This window comes from Leminorella richardii (assembly GCF_900478135.1).
GTDB lineage: Bacteria > Pseudomonadota > Gammaproteobacteria > Enterobacterales > Enterobacteriaceae > Leminorella > Leminorella richardii.
Genome location: NZ_LS483470.1, coordinates 3,176,302 through 3,196,729 on the forward strand (window position 1 = coordinate 3,176,302; position 20,428 = coordinate 3,196,729).

17 protein-coding genes are annotated in these 20,428 nt (G+C 53.6%); 2 read left to right on the forward strand and 15 right to left on the reverse strand.

Going from position 1 to position 20,428, the window contains the following annotated elements:
- Positions 1 to 36: 36 nt before the first annotated feature.
- The 5 genes from DQM29_RS14555 to ltnD all read right to left on the reverse strand — a co-directional run bounded on the left by DQM29_RS14555 (position 37) and on the right by ltnD (position 5,141).
- Entirely contained in the window at positions 37 to 1,407 is a 1,371-nt protein-coding gene (locus DQM29_RS14555) for a GntP family transporter (protein WP_111741359.1), read from the reverse strand.
- 118 nt (positions 1,408 to 1,525) lie between these two features.
- A complete protein-coding gene (locus tag DQM29_RS14560; protein ID WP_111741360.1) occupies positions 1,526 to 2,302 on the reverse strand; it encodes an HPr family phosphocarrier protein in 777 nt (258 codons plus the stop codon).
- 3 nt (positions 2,303 to 2,305) lie between these two features.
- Positions 2,306 to 2,950, reverse strand: coding sequence for a 3-oxo-tetronate 4-phosphate decarboxylase (otnC, locus tag DQM29_RS14565; RefSeq protein ID WP_111741361.1), 645 nt, complete (start codon positions 2,948 to 2,950; stop codon positions 2,306 to 2,308).
- Positions 2,947 to 4,230: a 3-oxo-tetronate kinase gene (gene otnK, locus DQM29_RS14570; protein ID WP_269472291.1), complete on the reverse strand. Its 1,284-nt coding sequence runs from the start codon at positions 4,228 to 4,230 to the stop codon at positions 2,947 to 2,949. The genes otnC and otnK overlap by 4 nt, the downstream gene beginning before the upstream one ends.
- Positions 4,230 to 5,141 (reverse strand): L-threonate dehydrogenase, encoded by a 912-nt coding sequence (ltnD, locus tag DQM29_RS14575; RefSeq protein ID WP_111741363.1) that lies wholly within the window; start codon positions 5,139 to 5,141, stop codon positions 4,230 to 4,232. Before ltnD ends, otnK begins: the two co-directional genes overlap by 1 nt.
- Before the next feature lie 260 nt (positions 5,142 to 5,401).
- Between ltnD and ygbI the strand changes: the two genes are divergently transcribed.
- The gene (gene ygbI / locus DQM29_RS14580) at positions 5,402 to 6,172 is read left to right on the forward strand and encodes a DNA-binding transcriptional repressor YgbI (protein ID WP_111741364.1); all 771 of its coding nucleotides are present in this window, start codon (positions 5,402 to 5,404) and stop codon (positions 6,170 to 6,172) included.
- A gap of 65 nt (positions 6,173 to 6,237) precedes the next feature.
- On the opposite strand, the gene DQM29_RS14585 is transcribed toward ygbI, so the two are convergent.
- From DQM29_RS14585 to DQM29_RS14610, 6 genes are all read right to left on the reverse strand, one after another.
- On the reverse strand, positions 6,238 to 6,993 hold the full coding sequence (locus tag DQM29_RS14585; protein WP_145960377.1) for a hypothetical protein: 756 nt from the start codon (positions 6,991 to 6,993) through the stop codon (positions 6,238 to 6,240).
- Positions 6,994 to 7,204: 211 nt separating this feature from the next.
- Positions 7,205 to 8,350 carry a glycerate kinase gene (locus tag DQM29_RS14590; RefSeq protein ID WP_111741366.1) on the reverse strand — a complete coding sequence of 382 codons (1,146 nt, stop codon included), beginning with the start codon at positions 8,348 to 8,350 and terminating at the stop codon, positions 7,205 to 7,207.
- A 92-nt stretch (positions 8,351 to 8,442) separates the two neighbouring features.
- Complete coding sequence (locus DQM29_RS14595) at positions 8,443 to 9,795, reverse strand: GntT/GntP/DsdX family permease (RefSeq protein ID WP_111741367.1); 1,353 nt, start codon at positions 9,793 to 9,795, stop codon at positions 8,443 to 8,445.
- A gap of 174 nt (positions 9,796 to 9,969) precedes the next feature.
- Positions 9,970 to 10,971 carry a 4-hydroxythreonine-4-phosphate dehydrogenase PdxA gene (gene pdxA / locus DQM29_RS14600; protein ID WP_111741368.1) on the reverse strand — a complete coding sequence of 334 codons (1,002 nt, stop codon included), beginning with the start codon at positions 10,969 to 10,971 and terminating at the stop codon, positions 9,970 to 9,972.
- Positions 10,968 to 12,296: a four-carbon acid sugar kinase family protein gene (locus DQM29_RS14605; protein ID WP_111741369.1), complete on the reverse strand. Its 1,329-nt coding sequence runs from the start codon at positions 12,294 to 12,296 to the stop codon at positions 10,968 to 10,970. Before DQM29_RS14605 ends, pdxA begins: the two co-directional genes overlap by 4 nt.
- Before the next feature lie 66 nt (positions 12,297 to 12,362).
- A complete protein-coding gene (locus DQM29_RS14610) occupies positions 12,363 to 13,106 on the reverse strand; it encodes a DeoR/GlpR family DNA-binding transcription regulator (protein WP_111741370.1) in 744 nt (247 codons plus the stop codon).
- 297 nt (positions 13,107 to 13,403) lie between these two features.
- Between DQM29_RS14610 and DQM29_RS14615 the strand changes: the two genes are divergently transcribed.
- On the forward strand, positions 13,404 to 14,381 hold the full coding sequence (locus tag DQM29_RS14615; RefSeq protein WP_111741371.1) for a KpsF/GutQ family sugar-phosphate isomerase: 978 nt from the start codon (positions 13,404 to 13,406) through the stop codon (positions 14,379 to 14,381).
- A gap of 62 nt (positions 14,382 to 14,443) precedes the next feature.
- Here the strand turns inward: DQM29_RS14615 and DQM29_RS14620 are convergent, their stop codons facing one another.
- The 4 genes from DQM29_RS14620 to rpsO all read right to left on the reverse strand — a co-directional run bounded on the left by DQM29_RS14620 (position 14,444) and on the right by rpsO (position 20,196).
- Positions 14,444 to 16,333, reverse strand: coding sequence for a DEAD/DEAH family ATP-dependent RNA helicase (locus DQM29_RS14620; protein WP_111741372.1), 1,890 nt, complete (start codon positions 16,331 to 16,333; stop codon positions 14,444 to 14,446).
- A 167-nt stretch (positions 16,334 to 16,500) separates the two neighbouring features.
- Positions 16,501 to 17,391, reverse strand: a complete 891-nt coding sequence (gene nlpI, locus DQM29_RS14625) for a lipoprotein NlpI (RefSeq protein ID WP_111741373.1) — start codon at positions 17,389 to 17,391, stop codon at positions 16,501 to 16,503.
- A 160-nt stretch (positions 17,392 to 17,551) separates the two neighbouring features.
- Complete coding sequence (pnp, locus tag DQM29_RS14630; RefSeq protein WP_111741374.1) at positions 17,552 to 19,666, reverse strand: polyribonucleotide nucleotidyltransferase; 2,115 nt, start codon at positions 19,664 to 19,666, stop codon at positions 17,552 to 17,554.
- Positions 19,667 to 19,926: 260 nt separating this feature from the next.
- A complete protein-coding gene (rpsO, locus tag DQM29_RS14635) occupies positions 19,927 to 20,196 on the reverse strand; it encodes a 30S ribosomal protein S15 (RefSeq protein WP_111741375.1) in 270 nt (89 codons plus the stop codon).
- Between the last annotated feature and the right edge of the window lie 232 nt (positions 20,197 to 20,428).

Below are 20,428 nucleotides of genomic sequence, written 5' to 3' on the forward strand. Positions count from 1 at the left end.
ACCTGCGATGCAGGTGGCTATGATCCAATCTAAAACCTACACCGCCAGCCACACCAGCCAGGTAAACGCGAACCCGCTCAGCCCCAGCACAGTGGTAAGCACCGTCCAGGTTTTCAGGCCATCAGCAACGGAAAGTCCCAGATATTTAGTGACGATCCAGAATCCGGAGTCGTTAATGTGGGACAGGCCCAGGCCGCCGAAGCACATGGATAAAGTGACCAGCACCAGCTGAATGCTGTTTAATCCAACGACCGCTTCGGACAGCAGACCGCCGGTAGTCAGGATCGCTACTGTCGCTGAACCCTGTGAGGCGCGCAGTGCCAGAGAGATAATGAATGCGGCGGGAATAAGCGGCAGGCCTATGGTCATCAGCACGTCGGCCAGCGCCTTGCCCACGCCGGACTCAACCAAGACTTTACCAAATACGCCGCCGGCACCGGTCACCATGATAACAACGGCAGCCGTTGGCAGCGCACCACCCATAACGTCACTGGCGTGCTGTAAACTCCACCCGCGACGAACCGCCAAAAAGTAGAATGCCAGTACCAGAGCGATCATCAGCGCTATACCGGGAGCCCCCAGAAAAGAGAAAAGATCCCTTATTGCTGAGCCTGAAGGCAGTACCGTTGCAGAAACCGTCCCCAGCATGATGATAGCAATCGGGATCACAATCAGCGCAGAGATTAAAAATGCTCCCGGAGGATTCATGCGGTCAGTAATCGGCGCGCTGTTCTCCGGTGCAGGTTCTGGAGCAGCTAGCTGAAGCTGTTCCAGAACTTCAACTGACATGGCGTAGTTCTTACGGTTAAGGCGCTGGGCAACAAAGTAGCCAATGATGCCCACAGGGATAGAAATTAGCAGGCCAATGATGGTCAACCAGCCCACGTCCGCACCCATCAGCCCTGCGGCGGCAACCGGACCCGGATGAGGCGGCAGCGCGACGTGTACTGTCAGCATCACACCGGCCATCGGTAAACCGAATTTTAGAGGTGAAACCTTCGCTACTTTGGCAAAGCCGTAAATAATCGGTGCCAGAATAATAAAGCCAACGTCGAAGAATACTGGGATCCCGAGAATAAACGCCGCGATGGTCAGCGCCGCTACCGTGCGCTTTGGCCCCAGCTTTTTACTAAAGTAGTCCGCCAAAGACTCCGCACCGCCGGAGTGCTCAATCATCCGGCCGAGCATCGCCCCCAGCCCGATAATAATGGTTATCGAACCAAGAACGCCGCCCATCCCGGCAGTCATCACTTTCATCACATTATCGATAGGAATACCGCTGGCCAGCGCCACAAACAGGCTAACCATCAGAAGCGCGACGAACGGCTGAACCTTCGCTTTTATTACCAGCAGCAGGAGTAAAAACACGCCTGCGGCCGCTATGGTTAATAGTGCAAATGTCGACATCGTTAGTGAGTCCCTTGTTGTAATAGGTAAAAGAAGGGGTACCGCATCGGTGTAAACACTGATGCGGTGGGTTTATTTTTCTTATAAATTTGTTGCTATACGGATAGCTGATTTCGTACTACAGGTAGGGTTTCACCCAGCCAAGCCCCGCCGCTGTTTCGCCGCGCGGCTTATACTCACAGCCTACCCATCCTTGATAGCCAATCTCATCCAACTTATTGAATATCCAGTTATAATCCAGTTCCCCACTGTCTGGCTCGTGACGTTCTGGCACCGAAGCTATCTGAATATGCGCATAGCGACCGGCCATGGACTGAATAATGTTAGTCACGTTGCCATCAACCAACTGAGCGTGGAAAAAGTCCAGTTGGACAAAAGCGTTGGGCTTATTAATTTCCTCAATTAATGCCAGCGCCTGATGCTGGCTGCTAAACAGATAGTTGGGTTTAATCGGCGGGCTAAGTGCCTCAATCAGCACCTTAATACCGTGAGGCGCAAAGCGATCGGCGGCGTAGCGAATATTGTCGATAAAGGTTTTCCGATGGGCTAAGCGATCGGCACCTTCAGGAACAACCCCCGCCATCACGTGCACGTTCGGGCAACCGAGCGCAATGGCATACTCCAGAGCACGGTCGATGTCTTCACGCGCTTCGCGCTCGCGACCGGGCAGCGCCGTCAGCCCCCACTCCCCTGCGGCAACGTCACCGGGAGCAGTATTAAACAATACCTGCTTTAACCCGTTCTGCTTTAACTTTTCAGCAAGCAGCTCGGCAGGGTATTCATAAGGAAATAGGAACTCGACCGCTTTAAAGCCGGCCTTAGCCGCCGCCTCAAACCTTTCCAGAAACGGCACTTCGTTAAACATCATTGACAGATTAGCTGCAAACTTTGGCATGATTTAGCTCCGTAACTCAGCAATTTCATCATCAGACAGATAGCGAATGCGGCGATCGCCCAGTATGAAGATCAGCTTCGCTGTCTCTTCCAGCTCTTCGTAGCTGTCCGCTGCATCTCGCAGATTTTTCCCAACCGTCACTGCACCGTGGTTCGCCAGCAGGAAGGCGCGATTTCCACCGGCAAGCTTAGCCAGATCTTCGCCGATTCTCCGATCGCCCGGGCGGTAATAGGGCACCACGGGAAGGCGACCAACCCGCATCACGACATAGGGCGTAAAGGGACGAATAGCGTTGCCCATATCCAAGCCTTCCAGACAGGAGAGCGCCGTCAGATAAGCGCTGTGTAGATGAACCACTGCCTTGCACTCAGGGTTATTGCGATACAGGGAAAGATGGAAACTGATCTCTTTTGACGGCTTGTCTCCCGACAGCCATTCACCGTCCAGCGCCACTTTAGACAGGCGTTCACCGTTAAGATCCCCCAGGCAGCCGCCCGTCGGCGTCGCCAGCAGCGTATTGTCCGGCAGCAGCAGCGAGAGATTACCCGCAGAACCGGTGGCATAGCCGCGCTGGAAAAGAGATGCGCCGAGGTTAACCATCGCCTCTCGCGCCTCTTGTTCAGCCTTGATTAGCGTCTGTTCATTCATACGGGAAACTCCAGCTGCGCTCTGGCAAAGAAGTTCTCATCGCCAAAGTTGCCTGATTTCAACGCCAGTGAAACCGGACGCTCGATAGCCCTTACCCACGGCACGCCGGGAGAAATACAGGGGCCGATATGAAAACCGTGAATGTCCAAAGACTGGGTCACCACGCCCGAGGTTTCCCCCCCGGCAACGATAAAGCGACTGAAACCCACCTCTTCGAGCAGCACAACCACTTCAGAGAACAGCCGTTCAACCGCGTGACTGGAAGCCTCTGCGCCATACTGCTGCTGTATTTGCTTCAGGGTCTCAGGCTCGGCCGTAGCGTACAGCATCGGTGCCAGCCCGCCGCTGGCGTTTTCTTCTACCCAGCGAGCCAGCTCGACGGCATAGGCAGAAAGCGCGGCCTCAGAGCCCACGCAGCGTGCAACATCAATGGCTGTTGATGTGGCCTGTTGGCGATAGCGCGCCACCTGAAGATTGGTCATGGTGGAACAGGAGCCGGACAGCACAACGGCCTTTTTCCCCTGCGGCGCGCCGGCTCGCTTAGCGCTGAACTTGTCCTGTCCTGCCTCTTCGTCGACAACGGCCCACTGTCTGGCAATACCGATCGCCAGACCGGAGCCTCCAGTCACCAGCTTCATCGACTTAACCGCTTCCCCCTGTACCAGCAGGTGGCGTTCATTCAGTGCATCCAGCACTACATAGCGCTTACCTTCCTGCGCCAGCGTCGCCAACTTCTGGCGCACCGCTTCAGCACCAAGATCGAGTTCAGACGCTGTCACCAGACCGCACTTGCCTTCGGCCTGCGCCTCCATCAGCCGCAGCAGGCTGCTGTCGGTCATTGGCGTCACGGGGTGGTTACGCATGCCTGACTCCGACAGCAGTTGCCCCATCACGAACAGATAGCCCTGATAAACCGTACGACCGTTCACCGGCAGCGCCGGAGAGATAACCGTCTGCGACTCGCCCAGCGCGTTCAACAGCGCGTCCGTTACCGGCCCGATGTTGCCCTTCGGCGTGCTGTCGAACGTTGAACAGTATTTAAAATAGAACTGGCGACAGCCCCGCTTTTTCAACCACGTCAGCGCGGCGAGGGACTGCTCCACCGCCTGCTCGACGGGGCAAGAGCGAGACTTCAGGCTAATCACTACCGCCTGTGTATCAACAGTAACGTCATCTTGAGGAACACCGTTAAGCTGAACGGTAGACAGGCCGTTTTCCACCAGGAAACTGGCGATATCGGTCGCTCCCGTAAAGTCGTCTGCAATAACGCCTAGCAACATTATGCGTTCTCCTTACCCTTCGGCAGCTCAATGCCGGAGAAAATCTTGATCACGGCGCTGTCGTCTTCTCGGCCAAAGCCGGCATTGCTGGCTTCAGTAAACATGTTCAGCGCGGTTGAGGCCAGAGGAAGCGGGAAGTGCAGAGACTTGGCGGTATCGGCCACCAGCCCCAAATCCTTGACGAAGATGTCTACCGCTGACTTGGGCGAATAGTCGCCGTCCACCACGTGGCGCATCCGGTTCTCAAACATCCACGAGTTGCCGGCTGCGTTGGTTACTACATCGTACATTACATCTAGCGGAATGCCCGCCCGCGCGGCCAGCGCCATGGCTTCAGCGCCCGCTGCAATGTGAACCCCAGCCAGAAGCTGGTGAACAATTTTTACCGTTGCGCCAAGGCCGATCTCTTCACCAACGCGATATACTTTACCCGCCACAGCGTCCAGTACTGGAGCCAGCTGGCTAAAGGTCTGCTCGCTGCCCGAGGCCATGACGGTCATTTCCCCTGCGGCAGCCTTCACCGCACCACCGGAAACTGGCGCGTCCAGCATGTTAAGACCAAACTCTGCCAGACCTTTTTCGATTTCTTTCGCATCAGCGGCAGAAATGGTAGAAGAGACCATAACCGGCGTGCCCGGCTTTAGACTCTGCGCCAGTCCATTTTCACCGAACAGGATTTTCTTCACCTGGACAGCGTTCACCACGAGCAGAAGGACTGCATCAAGCCGGTCTGCAAACGTCCGCGCATCGGTTGCTGTTTCTTTGGCGCCCTGTGCCTTTAGGCTTTCTAACGCCTGCTGATTAATATCCGCACCGTACGTCGCTAGCCCGGCGCGAACGCAGGACAGCGCCGCCCCCATACCCATAGAGCCCAGCCCGATGACGCAAACGGCGTATTCGTTATTCTGCATGTCTTCCTCTCTGTTAAAATTAGTTAAAATTTGTTTTTCTGTGTTAATTGTACTGAGATGCAAAAACAATGTCGCGATCGAATTCACATATATTAACATTGATAAAAATATGGTCTTTTTATAATAAGAGAATGGAATCTATATTTTTTCATGTATTTTATGATGTTACGAGCTTACAAGCCGCTTCACACAGTAGGGGCTAATGTGATAACTTATAACAAAAATTAACGCCATAATGTTCATTTGGAGTCAAAAGCATTGTGATACCCGTAGAACGTCACCAGCAGATTCTGGAACTCGTTGCCGAGCGCGGCGTTGTCAGCATTGCTGAACTCACCGAGCGCCTCGGCGTCTCTCACATGACGATCCGGCGGGATTTACACAAGCTTGAACAGCAGGGAACGGTCATTCCCGTTTCGGGCGGCGTTCAGGCGCCAGAGCGGCTAGTCAGCGAGCCGTCCCATATGGATAAAGAAGCCATGTTTAGCCTGCAAAAAACCCGCATTGGTGAACTGGCTGCAGAAACGATCCCACCAGACAGCTGCATCTATCTGGATGCAGGCACTACAACGCTGGCGCTGGCTAAGCAAATCGGCGATCGCAGCGATCTGACCGTGGTGACCAACGACTTTGTTATTGCCAGCTACCTGATTGAGTTTGGCCGCTGCGCCATTATTCACACCGGCGGCACGGTTTGCCGTGAAAACCGCTCATGCGTAGGGGAAGCCGCAGCCCATGCTTTGCGCAACCTGCTTATCGACATTGCGTTTATTTCTGCATCCTCGTGGAGCATGCGTGGGCTATCGACCCCGAGCGAAAACAAAGTGGTCGTAAAAAGGGCTATTGTTGACGCCAGCCACCGCTGCATCCTGCTGTGTGATACGTCCAAGTACGGCAAAATCGCCACCTATATGGCGCTGCCCATGTCGGTATTCGATACGGTGATTACGGATGATGCGCTGCCGGATACGGCAAAAGAGGCCATTCGTCTGGCAGACATTACGCTACTGTTGGCAAAGGTAGAGTCGTAAAAAAAAGCCTGTCGCTATTTTCGACAGGCTTTTTTATCTTCTTATAAAAGAAAAAAGCAGAAAGATTACTTCAGCAGTTCCAGCGTGGCATCGTTGAAGTAGTCAACCTGTACTGTGTAGTCCTGACCCAGCAGCTGACCGCGGCCGTACCAGTTAATGCCACCAAGCTGCAGAGACAGCCCCTGAACGTCATAGTTAAACAGGTAACCGGTTGAGCTGACGAAGGTGAACTGGTTGTTCTGCATTTGCAGCAGGTTGAACTGAAGCCCTTTCTGGAAGTGCGACTGCACGCGACCCAGATAGGCAGGAGCCAGCTTGCTGAACAGGCTCACGGCCTCAGCGCGGTAGGCTTCTACAGTCAGACCTTTCGGCAGTTCACGAGCAACAAGGGCAAAAATGTCGGCGTTAGCCAAAGCAATCGCCAGCTTGGTCGTCAGGGACGCAGTCAGTCTTTCCTGATTAACAGAAAACTCTGGCTGCTTATTCTTATTCGCCTGTGCCTTTTTTACCGGCTCAAGGAATTCACCCAGATTGGGCTGAATCAGCACGGTTGTTGCAATGTAGGCTGCTGCAGCCGTGTCCTGCTCAGGGCGACGTTCGCCAATGAAAAGCGCAAATTCATTGCTTTCCGTGGCTTCAATCTTGTTGGCCTTCAGGTATTCGGCAACATCTTCCGGTGTCTTCTCACCGCGAACCAGTTCACACAGCACGTTCATATGCCCGTCGTGACGGCCGCCGTTAAAGGTAGGCGCCAGCGACATAACTGCGCTTTGAATAATAGGAAGTGCGGGGATAGCTAAAAGGTTTTTTGCTGTGCTCATGTTATTACGATCCATCAGTAGAAAATACTCTGGCGCCAAACGCTCAAGCGCCGCTCATGGTCCGGTATTCCTTATCGCACGGGTAAACGCACGCCGGACTCAGCTAAGTAAATATCATACCCACATAAGGCGTAGAGCGCCAGACGAACGCTTATCCGGATCCGGTGTCTGCGCCGCTTTGACCACAGCTGCGGCTAAAATACCCTTAATATCAGCTCGGTAGCAACTGCCCTATTTTCAGCATTGCCGCCACGTTTCTTGCCGCTAAGCGCACGTTAAAGGCTCCCGAGGACAGCGCATCCGGTACAGAACAGCACTCAAACAGCACGCTGACAATCGCTTCAATACCGTGTTCGTGCACCACAGGCGCTTCCCGCGTTAAACACCCGGCGATACCAATAACCGGTTTGCCATAGCGCTTGGCGACGCGAGCTACGCCGATTGGTGTTTTGCCAAACACGGTCTGACCGTCGATCCGCCCTTCTCCGGTAATCACCAGATCGGCATCCTTGACGGCGTCGTCAAGGCCAACGGCTTCGGTAATAATATCACTGCCGGGTCGCAGGCGACCGCCCACTACGCCGACCATTGCCGCCCCCATACCCCCAGCCGCTCCGGCGCCGGGTACGTTAAGCACGTCAGCACCGAGATCTCGTTTAATAATCTGACCGAAGCGCTTTAGGCAAGCATCCAGCTCCCACACCGTTTCCGGCGAGGCGCCCTTTTGCGGGCCAAAGATAGCCGACGCTCCCTGTGGCCCACAGAGAGGATTGTTTACATCGCAGGCAACGTTAATAGTGCTTTGAGCAATACGAGAATCGAATCCCGACAGGTCGATCCTGTCCAGCTCGCGGAGCGCTTCGCCGCCAAAGCGAATACTCTTGCCTTCTGCGTCCAACAGGGCTGCACCAAGCGCCTGTAGCATCCCCGCGCCGCCGTCGTTAGTGGCGCTGCCGCCGATGCCGATAATAAAGTTTCTGACACCCGCATTCAGCGCCGCCAAAATCAGCTCACCCGTGCCGTAACTGGTGGTAATGCGGGGGTTCCTCTGGGGCTCAGCCACCAGCGCTAGGCCGCTGGCAGCGGCCATTTCTATCACTGCGGTTTCACCGTCACCGGTCAGGCCGTAAAACGCCTCGACGGGTTCGCCCAAAGGCCCTGTCACCGAGATGTCAACTCTTCTGCCGCAGGTCGCTTCGACCATCGCCTGTACAGTGCCTTCTCCACCGTCCGCAACGGGGAGTTTGATATAGCAGGCCTTGGGAAACACTTCGCGAAAGCCCGCTTCAATTTCATTGGCCACTTCCAGCGCTGTCAGGCTTTCTTTATAAGAATCGGGCGCGATCACTATTTTCATAAGAAGCTCCGAAAAATAGGAATGCGCCGAAGCGGGTACTTACCTCTGCTTCAGCGCGATAGAGAGAAAATGGCTATCGTCTGAAAGACAGCCTAAACGACCGCCGCCAGAGCCAGCGTGGCGAAAAGACCAAGCACCGCAGCGATACAGGTTGCTACCGTATAGGTGGCGTACATAGTGCCGACGGGGATCCCCAGACTCTCTTTAACAAACCAGAAGCCAGAATCGGTGACGTGCGATCCGCCAATCGCTCCAGTACCAATGGCAATAGCCACCAGAGCGGGATCGAGATTCGGGTAACCGCTCAGCACGGGCAGGATAAAGCCCGCTGCCGCCATCATGGCAACCGTTGCGCTGCCGAGTGCAGTGCGCATAACGATCGCGATAACCCACGCCATAATAAGAGGGCTGATCTGGATACTGGTGAGTACTTGCTTCAACGCTTCGCCGACGCCGCTGTCGATAATGATTTTGTTAAACGCCCCAGCAGCGCCGATAACCAGAAGAATAGACGCCATTGGCGCCATCGCGCTTTCACTAAATTTACCCAACTGGTTGAGCGTAAAGCCACGTCCGGTTCCCAGCACGAAGTAAGCGACCACTGCAGAAATGAACAGCGCAATCATGGGTGTGCCGATAAAGTTAACGTAAACCATATAGGCGGGCGGATTGGCTTTGTCGATCATCAGCTCAACGATCGTTTTGCCGATCATCAGCAGCAGAGGCAGCAGGATAACCAGCAGCGTTTTACCAAAAGAAGGCAGTTCAGAATCCGGTCTTGGCTCCGCGTTAGCGTAGGTACCGGTCACCTCCACAGGGAAGCGTTTAGCAATGAACTTACCGTAAATTGGCCCAGCGATAGCCGCCGCAGGCAGCCCCACCAGCAGGCCGTAGAAAATGACTTTGCCGACATCCGCATTCAGAGAGCCTGCAATTGCCATTGCCGCAGGATGCGGCGGCACGACACAGTGCACAATAAGCAGCCCCATCACCATCGACAGTCCGACTTGGATCACCGGCAGATTTGACTCTTTCGTCACTGAGAACATCAGGGCAATAAGCAGAATGATCCCAACCTGGAAGAACACCGGAATACCACAAATATAGCCGACAACCAGCATCGCCCAGTGGGCGTGGGTTTTACCGAGGAAGTTAATCAGGGTTCTCGCCAGCCGCTCTGCTGCCCCCGAAATTTCCATCAGCTTGCCGAGTATTGCCCCCAGCGCCAGAATCGGCGCCAAGAAGCCCAGCGTTCCCCCCAATCCCGTTTCAAATGCCGAAACGATCTTTGCCAGCGGCATTTCCATGGTTAATGCAAGAAACAGACACGCTGTCATTAAAGAAACAAAAGCGTGTATTTTAAAATATACGCATAATACGACCACGATTAAAATGGCGAGTATTAGCATCGACATCGCAAATCCAACACTCATATCCGTCCCCATAATTTACGTTCATTTATTACGGGCTATGGCCGAACGACGGGTGCAGTCGGTCGGACGCATAGCGCCGGAAATAAAATGATGTTGATATTGTTATTTAATAAAGCGGTCGAGATTTCGGCCCGCGTTTATTATTTATATCCGCCACACTTCAGTTCGTTTTAAGGTAATGTCCCCCTACTTTTTAAAATAGGGTGCATACAGCCCCGCCAGGCGAACCGCCTCGATTAGGCTCACCGCGTTGGCAATGCCCTTACCGGCAATGTCGTTTGCGGTACCGTGATCCACCGACGTTCTCAGAATCGGCATGCCGTTGGTAATGGATATCGTACGGTGGAAGTCCACCATCTTGGTCGCGATATGTCCCTGATCGTGATAGGGGGAAAGCACCGCATCGTAGGCGCCTTCAAGGGCGAAGTGGAACACGCTGTCCGCCGGTTTAGGCCCAACGATGTTCACGCCAGCTTTTCTGGCCATTTCAACGCCCGGAGCCAGCACATCGTCGTCCTCATGACCGAAAAGGCCGTGCTCACCACAGTGCGGATTGATACCCGCCACCGCTAAACGGGGGTTTTTAAGCCCTAGACGATTAAGCGCTTCCGTACAGCGGATCGCATAGTCGCAGATACGCGCTGGCGTCAGCGACTGAATAGCGTTAACCAAAGACATATGGCGAGTCAGAAAGAAAACCCTAAGCTCTTTAACCTGAAACATCGTTAGGGGATCTGCGGTGCCGGTTAAATCGGCCAGAATTTCTGTATGGCCAATATAGTTAATCTCCCCTGCCTTTAAGGACTCTTTATTAATTGGCGTTGTTGCTAACGCGTTTAGTTTATTTGCCAGCGTCAGTTCCGTTGCCGTCTTAATATATTCAAAGGCGGCCTTGCCGCACTGCCCTTGAATAAGACCCGGTTTAAAGGTTTTATAGTCCAGTTCACCCCGTTGAATAAGGTTTAATATCCCCTCTTGATGAACGGCTTCGCTAACATCGTCAATGACGCGAATCTCAAGCTCGACGTTGGAAAACGCTGCCGCCTCTTCCAATATGCGCCTATCGCCGACGACAACCATTCTTCCGTACTGGTGCGCCTCTTTGCTGGCAAGGGTTTTGACAACAATTTCCGGGCCGATCCCCGCAGGGTCGCCCATAGGTATGCCGATTAGCGGTTTTTCGTTCATTTGTACTCCTGACTTTGGTTAGATACATGATTCGTGCCGCTGTCGCAGCTGGAAATTTTGGTGCTCAGGTAGTCGACACAGTGCACCAGCGTGCTGTCGTTCCCCACGAAGCCGCCTTTAGTCACAATAGACAGGCCGTTACAGCGCTCTCCCAGCAAGTGTCCGTACACCGCCAGCGGTTCAACCTCGTCTTTTAGGATGAATCCTTTGCTGCCCAAACGGTTAGTCACCGCCAGCGTAACGTCGCCGCCGCTGGTATAAATGCCTCGGAACATCGACTTCTCGTTAAGTAAAACCTGAGACGTCACTTCGGCAATGCCCCGATTTATCATGCAGCTGACTTCGGACTTATCCACGCCGCACTCCAGTGCCAGTCCCCCCAGCTCGCAGACGTGTTCCGGCGCTTCTACCGTGTCGATACCCACCACGTCATACTCTTCCGACTTGCGCAGCAGCATCTGAACTAGCGGCCCCGCCTTACCGGGGTGTTTAGAGATATCGATAAGCTGGCGCGGCGGTACGACTTCCAGCCAAACGCTGCGGTCATACTTCAGCTTTTCTATCTGCCTCTGAGTCAACGCCGAAACGCTGCCGATGGCGATAAACACCTTGTTCGTTTTGACATGACTGCTGGCGTAGCGAAGGTGGGCAAGCTGCGCAGTAAAAGGACCGGGATCGACACAGAACACCGGCAGGCCCGCTTTCTCTACGGCTTTTGCAATCGTCGAGATATCCAAGTCTGTAGTGGCATCAAAAATCGCAATCCTTCCGCCCTGCCTGTAAAGCGTCGCTATTTTCTCCGACAGTGCATCAACGCTGGTGAGTACGTCCCGCAGCGGGATATGGTGAGGCTCGTAGTGCGACTGCTGACGAAACAGCTCAAGAACTGAAGACTCTGTCATCGGATTCTTAGGGTCGTCTCTCATCATGGTGTTCTGTAGGGGAATGCCGGATACCAGCAGGGAGCCGCCAACGCAGATCCGCCCGCTGGAGGGATAAACCGGCACAACGATCGCCATCAGCTCTGGGTACTTATCCAGCACAGCATCGACCTCAGCGCCCATGTTGCCTCGGAGGGTGGAATCAATACGCTTGCTGATTAAAGGCGAGGTTTGCATAAACTGATCGAGACAGGCGCTCACCCGGCTGTAGGCCTCTTCTGCGGGGATCGAGCGGGAGTCTGTAGAAAAAGAGACAATATCAAAGTCGCTCAAAGAGGGATGAAACGCCTCTAGGCAGGTAATAGTGCTAAAGCCTTTTTTGCTTAACAGCGCACTGGTGGCGTTAGCACCGGTTAGATCGTCCGCGACAATCGCAACTTTCATCGCACTCTCCTTTATTTTTTATGACGGTTTTTTATGATGATTTGTATGGTGGCAGTCATGATGATTTCACCTCTGACGGATGCCTAATCCGGTAGTTTCACAGCTCTCATGCTGTGCTCCGTCGGTAATCACGCGGTGAAACGTGGACATATCGGCGATTTTGTAGCGACAGCGGATGTTCAGCTTGCTTTCATCCACGAGAAGAATCGGCTGCACCGAGCGGCGAATCGCCATCCACTTGCAGTCGGCCTTGATCTGGCTAGTCGTCAGCGCGCCGTACTCTTCGCTATAGCCGTCTGCGCCGATAAAGGCGATATCGGTGATACGCTCAGACAGATAGCGGATCGTTTCCGAGTTGTAGCAGGCGCGGCTTCTGGGGATCACTTCGCCCGGGCACAGGATAAGCTTGACCTCGGGCTTGCTGTTGAGCGCCATGGCAATAGACAAGTCCAGCGTGATAACAGTAATAGGCAGCTGGATATAGGGAATCATCTCCCGTACTGTCGTTCCGCCGTCCATAAACACCACCATGTCCGGCTGCAGCAGTTCACATGCACGCTGGCCAATAAGGCGCTTGCTTTCAAAGCAGCGAGACTCTTTCACGTCATAGCCGGGGCTCTGATCCAGAAAGCGTTTTTTAACCAGCCCACCGTAGGCGAGATGAACCAGCCCTCGCTCCTGCAGCTGCTTAAGATCGCGACGGATGCTCATATGGGATACGGTCAGCAGCCGAGCCAAATCGTTAATGGTGCAGGAATCATAATTATCTAAAATATTTAGTATTTTCTTATATCTTGGTACATCCGGCATGAGTTCTCCTTGCTTTGGTTCACGCGTGAAAACTACATATAGAAACTACATACAGAAACGACGCGTGACACGAAAACGACATAAAATTGCGCTGGAAAATTGTGGTTAGTATGGGGAGGGAAATTCTTTCATCCGTGAATCTATTAACACTTTCACAAAATAAAATCGCAGATGTTACGCGTGTCTCTTTTCTTCATTTCCGTTCGGCAATAGCTGTTAACCTGCCAATAAACGCGTAGAAGTGGTCGAAATCAGGCGTTATGTTGCAGTCCGTTACCCTGATTTGACGGAGTAGGTATGGAAGAGTATGAAAAATATATAGGGCAAGCCAAGCGCGTATTGCTCACCGAATCTCAGGCGATTGAGCGAGCTGCGGAAAGAATAGGCACAGCGTTTATCGAAGCGGTAAAGCTTATCCAGTCAACGCAGGGACGGCTTATTGTCACCGGCATGGGAAAACCGGGCTATATTGCCCATAAAATTGCCGCCACGCTGATGAGTACCGGAACGCCAGCCTACTATCTTCATCCCGCAGAAGGCAGCCACGGCGATCTCGGCATGATCGCTAAAAACGACGTTATTATCGCCATTTCCAACAGTGGAGAAACGCCGGAAATACTCAACCTGCTTCCAGTAGTGCGCCGAATTGGCGCTAGGATCGTCGCCCTGTGTGGCAACAGCAGCTCCACTCTGGCAAAGCTTGCCGACGTGACGCTTGACGCATCAGTGGAAAAAGAGGCCTGCCCGCTAAATCTTGCTCCTACTAGCAGTACCACCGTCGCTCTGGCGCTGGGAGACGCTATAGCCGTTGTGCTCATGCAATCCCGCCGATTTACCGCTGACGACTTTGCGCTGTACCATCCCGGTGGTTCCCTAGGGAGACAGCTATTACTGAAGGTCGAGCACGTTATGCGCAGCGGCGGAAGAAACCCGGTTATCTCGCAGGAAAACAGCGTTGAGCACGCGCTGTTCGTGATGACAGAGAAAGGCGTTGGCGCAACGTCGGTCATTGATGAGCGAGGCAGACTGGTTGGACTAATTACCGACGGTGACGTTCGCCGCCGACTCGCGCAAGATAACCAGATCCTCTCGCTTCCAGTCAGCCAGCTTATGACTCGCAGCCCGCTCACTATACATCGCGACAAACTGGCTTCCGAAGCCGTTTATCTTATGGAAAACCATCACCCCAGACCTGTGACCGTACTGCCAGTTATTGACGACGACGGTCTGGCTGTAGGTCTGGTGCATATTACTGACGTTCTGAAAAACTATTAGGCAAAAAAATACCTCGCCAACAAAGGGCGGGGTATCGTACTTACGCGCTTAAAGCGGCGACATTATTCACTGTCAGAGTGAGAGCGGCGACGCGGTGGGCGTGAAACGCCGTCGCGATCCGAAGCTTTCTTATCGCGGCCACCGCCAAAAGAGCGACGATCGCCGTTTGAAGGACGATCGCCACCAGAAGAACGACGATCGCTAAAGCCACCTTCACGTCTGCCTGCCGGACGGCGAGATTCTCCCCCTCCGGTAGACGGCCCCACAAACTGCATGTTCAACGGCTTGTTCAACACGCGGGTTTTGGTGAAGTGCTGGAGCAGCTCGGTCGGCATCCCTTTTGGCAGTTCAATCGTTGAGTGCGTCGCGTACAGCTTGATGTTGCCGATGTAGCGGCTGCTGATATCGCCTTCGTTAGCAATGGCACCCACCAAATGGCGAACCTCAATGCCGTCGTCACGACCCACTTCTACACGGTACATGTCCATTTCGCCAACGTCGCGACGCTCACGCTTGGGCGCTGCGCCGTCACGGTCGCGCTCACGGCGGCCAAAGCGATCGCTGTTACGGTCGTCGCGGCTACGCTCATCGCGATCGCGGAATTCGCGACGCGGACGGCGTTCAACCGGCGCTTCCGGCGGCAGAATAAGAGGACGTTCGCCCTGTGCCATTTTCAGCAGCGCAGCGGCCAGCGTCTCAATATCCTGATCTTCCACTGGCTGTAGCTTAGACAGCAGCGCCCGATACTGATCCAGATCGCTACTTTCCAACTGCTGGTTTACGCGCGCAGAGAACTTCTCCAGACGACGCTTGCTCAGAAGTTCGTTAGCGGGCAGATCCACCTCAGGGATAGTAATCTTCATGATACGTTCAATGTTGCGCAGCAGGCGGCGTTCGCGGTTTTCCACAAACAGCAGCGCGCGACCAGCGCGGCCGGCACGGCCAGTACGGCCGATACGGTGAACGTAGGACTCGGAGTCCATCGGAATATCGTAGTTAACCACCAGGCTGATACGCTCAACGTCTAGGCCGCGAGCGGCTACGTCGGTGGCGATCAGGATATCCAAACGGCCGTTCTTCAGGCGATCCAGCGTCTGCTCGCGCAGTGTCTGGTTCATGTCGCCGTTCAGCGCCGCGCTGTTATAGCCGCTGCGCTCCAGCGCCTCAGCTACTTCCAGCGTCGCATTTTTGGTGCGCACGAAGATGATAGCGGCGTCAAAGTCTTCTGCTTCAAGGAAGCGAACCAGCGCTTCGTTTTTACGCATGCCGTACACCGTCCAGTAGCTCTGGCTGATGTCCGGACGAGTGACCACGTTAGACTGAATGCGGACCTCTTGCGGATCTTTCATAAAGCGACGCGTAATACGACGGATAGCTTCCGGCATGGTGGCAGAGAACAGCGCGGTCTGATGCTCAGCCGGGATCTGCGCCATGATGGTTTCAACGTCTTCAATAAAGCCCATGCGCAGCATTTCGTCGGCTTCGTCCAGAACCAGTCCCTTCAGTTGAGACAGATCCAGCGTACCGCGCTTGAGGTGATCCAGCAGTCGACCCGGTGTACCGACCACAATCTGTGGCCCCTGACGCAGAGCGCGCAGTTGAACGTCATAACGTTGACCGCCGTAAAGAGCGACCACGCGCACGCCGGACAGGTATTTGGCATAGTCAGTACAGGCTTCAGCAACCTGAACCGCCAGCTCGCGAGTTGGCGCTAATACCAGCACCTGCGGGCAGGCCATTTTCGGATCGATATTGTTTAAAAACGGCAGCGAAAAGGCTGCTGTTTTGCCGCTGCCGGTCTGCGCCATGCCGAGCACGTCGCGACCTTCCAGCATGTGAGGAATACAGGCGCTCTGGATAGGGGATGGTTTTTCAAATCCCAGATCTGCTAGCGCTTTTAATAAAGGTTCTGATAAGCCTAAATCAGAAAAAGAGGTTTCAATCTCAGACATATAAACAAGCCTCGTTGGCAATGGCGGCTAGTCTACATACCTCATTGAAATGATATTCAATCATTTTCATTTAAAAGTGTGAACCAGCTCAAATTGGATTAAAAAACGAACGGAAACGCCGCCCTGACACACTGTGCCAATCAGGCCGCGTTAACGCATTCGCCAGTCTATTTTTTATCCGATTCTGATAGGTCGTCTTGTTCTAGCCCTAAAAGGGCTAATTCCAACAGCGCATAGCGGTTCTCAACAAAGTTGTGCACGTTGTTGGCCACCGCCAGTTTGAACAACGCAATTGCGTTGTCCTCATCCCCCAGACTTAGGTAATGTTTACCTAAATAGAAGTCAGTTTCACTGAGATGCTCAGCGAGCGAAGTGTTATCCGTCGCTTCTTCCTTCAGGCGAGACAGTAGCGTTTTTTCGCTAATCTTGCCGAGGTAGAATTCCACTATATTCCAGCCCCACGTCTTTCCGCGTTCAGCGTTAGCGTATCGCTCTGAGAGCGCTTTTATCGCCTTAGACGAATTCAGCTCTCTTTCAGTCAGATAAAGCCACATCGTGCGGAATGGATCGTTAGGGTCGTCATGATAAAACGCCAGCAGATCATCCTGCGCTAACTCGTAGCGACCGCCGTAATACAGGGCAATGCCGCGGTTTAAGCGCGCATAACTGTAAGTTGGATCAAGCTCTAAAACAGAATCAAACGCATCATAGGCAGCGTCGAAATTACCGCCCTGCGTCAGATATATCCCTAAGTAGTTAAACGCCTCTGGAATATCGGGTCGAATCAGCAATGCCTGAGAAAAGTCATTGCGCGCCAAAGCCCTAAGGCCAAGGCTGTCGAACAGCACACCGCGCTCATAAAGCAGCTGCGCGCGCTCGTCGCCTGATAGCACCTGACTCGCAAGGATCTGCTCCATGCGCGCCAGCATCACTTCCTGCTGCAGCGTTGGCTGCAGTGGAATTGCCAAAACGCCATATTTACGCCCTTCAAGGCTGCCGCATCCTGCAAGCAGGAGAGCCGTGGCAACAATGTAGCACCAGCGCAAAAGAGGCTTCATTTCAACTCCCGGAGACAAACGTGGGATAGGTATCCTACCTTCCGCTTGCTTTTACACAAGAACTCCCTGTCCCAGTCATACAACCCGGCGTCTGTTAACGTTACCATCAACCGACGCCGCGTCATCATTTTACGCGACCCGAAGGCCGCGTGGCCACCGCTTACTCTTCAGTTGCGGCGGGTGCATCAGAAGCCGTCATCGCTTCTTTGATGCTCAGGCGAATACGGCCCTGACGATCGACTTCCATCACCTTGACCTGTACTTCCTGACCCAGCTGCAGGTAGTCAGACACTTTCTCTACGCGCTTGTCAGCGATTTGAGAAATGTGAACCAGACCTTCCTTGCCACCGACGATAGAAACAAAGGCGCCGAAGTCAACGATGCGGGTGACTTTACCCGCATAGACGCGGTTAACTTCAACGTCAGCCGTGATCTCTTCGATACGGCGAATAGCGTGCTTCGCCTTATCACCGTCAACAGCCGCGATCTTCACAGTACCGTCGTCTTCAATTTCAATAGTCGTACCGGTTTCTTCGGTCAGAGCACGGATAACCGCGCCGCCTTTACCGATGACGTCTTTGATCTTCTCAGGGTTGATCTTGATCGTATGGATACGAGGTGCAAACTCGGAGATGTCACCGCGTGGGCCAGAGATAGCCTGTTCCATTACGCCCAGAATGTGCAAGCGCGCACCCTTAGCCTGATTCAGAGCAACCTTCATGATTTCACGAGTGATGCCTTCGATTTTGATATCCATCTGCAGGGCAGAGATACCTTCGCGGCTACCGGCAACTTTAAAGTCCATGTCGCCTAGGTGGTCTTCATCACCCAGAATATCAGACAGAACCACAAAGTTATCGCCCTCTTTCACCAGACCCATCGCGATACCGGCAACGGCCGCTTTAACGGGAACGCCTGCGTCCATCAGCGCCAGAGAGGCACCGCACACGGAGGCCATAGATGAAGAACCGTTAGATTCAGTGATTTCAGACACCACGCGAACGGTGTACGGGAATTCATCCTGACTTGGCATAACAGCCAGCACGCCGCGCTTAGCCAGACGGCCGTGACCAATTTCACGACGCTTCGGCGAGCCGACCATGCCGGTTTCCCCTACGGAGTACGGAGGGAAGTTGTAGTGGAACAGGAAGCTGTCGGTACGTTCGCCCGTCAGTTCATCGATGATTTGCGCATCGCGGGCAGTACCCAGCGTTGCAACAACCAGCGCCTGAGTTTCACCACGGGTGAACAGGGCAGAACCGTGAGTGCGAGGAAGCACACCGGTACGAACGTCCAGACCGCGAATCATATCTTTTTCACGACCGTCAATACGCGGCTCACCGCGAAGCACGCGGCTACGGACGATGCCTTTCTCAATGCTGCCCAGCATGTCAGCGATCTCGCCTTCGCTCAGAGTAGAATCTTGAGCAACCAGAGCCTGAGTCACGTCAGCCTTGATGGTGTCGATTTGCGCATAGCGAGCCTGCTTGTCAGTGATACGGTAGGCGTCACTCAGGCGGGCGTTAGACAGCGCGTCAACCTGCCCAAACAGAGTCTGGTTAGTTTCTGGCGCTTTCCATTCCCACTTCGCCTTGCCGGCTTCAGCAGCAAGAGACTTGATGTTTTCAATAACGATCTGCTGCTGCTCGTGACCAAACATCACAGCGCCCAGCATTTGCTCTTCGGTCAGAAGCTCAGCTTCAGACTCAACCATCAGCACTGCGCCTTCGGTACCGGCAACAACCAGATCCAGACGGCTTTCTTTCAGCTCGTCGATAGACGGGTTCAGCACATAGCTGTCGTTGATATAGCCAACGCGAGCCGCGCCGATAGGGCCGCTGAACGGAACACCAGACAGGGTCAGTACAGCAGAAGCACCAATCATCGCGACGATATCTGGGTTAACCTGTGGGTTAACGGAAACAACGGTCGCAATCACCTGAACTTCGTTGAGGAAGCCGTCAGCAAACAGAGGGCGGATAGGGCGGTCGATCAGACGGGCAATCAGCGTTTCGCCTTCACTTGGACGACCTTCACGACGGAAAAAACCGCCCGGAATGCGGCCAGCAGCGTAGGTACGCTCCTGGTAGTTAACGGTCAGCGGGAAGAAACCCTGACCTTCTTTTGCTTTTTTTGCAGCAACTACAGTCACGAATACGGACGTGCCGTCCATATCGACCATAACGGCAGCCGTCGCTTGGCGCGCCATCATGCCGGTTTCTAACGTTACGGTACGCTGACCATATTTAAATTGGCGAACAATCGGATTCAGCAAACTATTTTCCTTTTTAATCAGAAATCTTCAGGTATTTACCTTCGGACATCTCTTAAACAAAATCCCCCGCGTGCTGCCTCACGACTAACGAAAGCACTCTCTCAGCAAATAAGCCGAAATAGTATTTTCGTTAGCCGCGCAATGGTGCACCGGAAGAGCCCAAAATCAATCTGTTATGATACTGCTATTTGTTACTTAATCATAGGTCAGGTCTAGAAAAAAGGGGCCTGTTGGCCCCTTTTCCCTGAAACTCATCGAACTTAGCGACGCAGACCCAGGCTGGCAATCAGCTGAGTATAACGAGAGGCGTCTTTACGCTTCAGGTAGTCCAGCAGCTTACGGCGCTGAGATACCATGCGCAGCAGACCACGACGGCTGTGGTGATCTTTTTTGTGCTCGGAAAAGTGACCTTGCAGATGGTTGATTTGCGCAGTCAGCAGGGCAACCTGAACTTCCGGTGAACCACTGTCGTTTGCGCCACGGCCGTACTCTGCAACGATTTTAGCTTTTGCTTCAACGCTTAGAGACATTCTAAACTCCACTTTATTTTGACTATAAAAAACGGGCGCCGATCTCTAATTCAGCTACCCAATACACAAGCGGCCATATACTACTCTCCTGCCCCCAAAATCGCAAGCGACAAGGCCTGAGAGTGGGAAATTAATTCCTGCGCCGCTAAGGCGTTGGTACAAAAAGGCCTACTTATTTATCATAGCCAATAAAAATATAAACATAGTGTAAAAACATCGAAAAATTATCAAA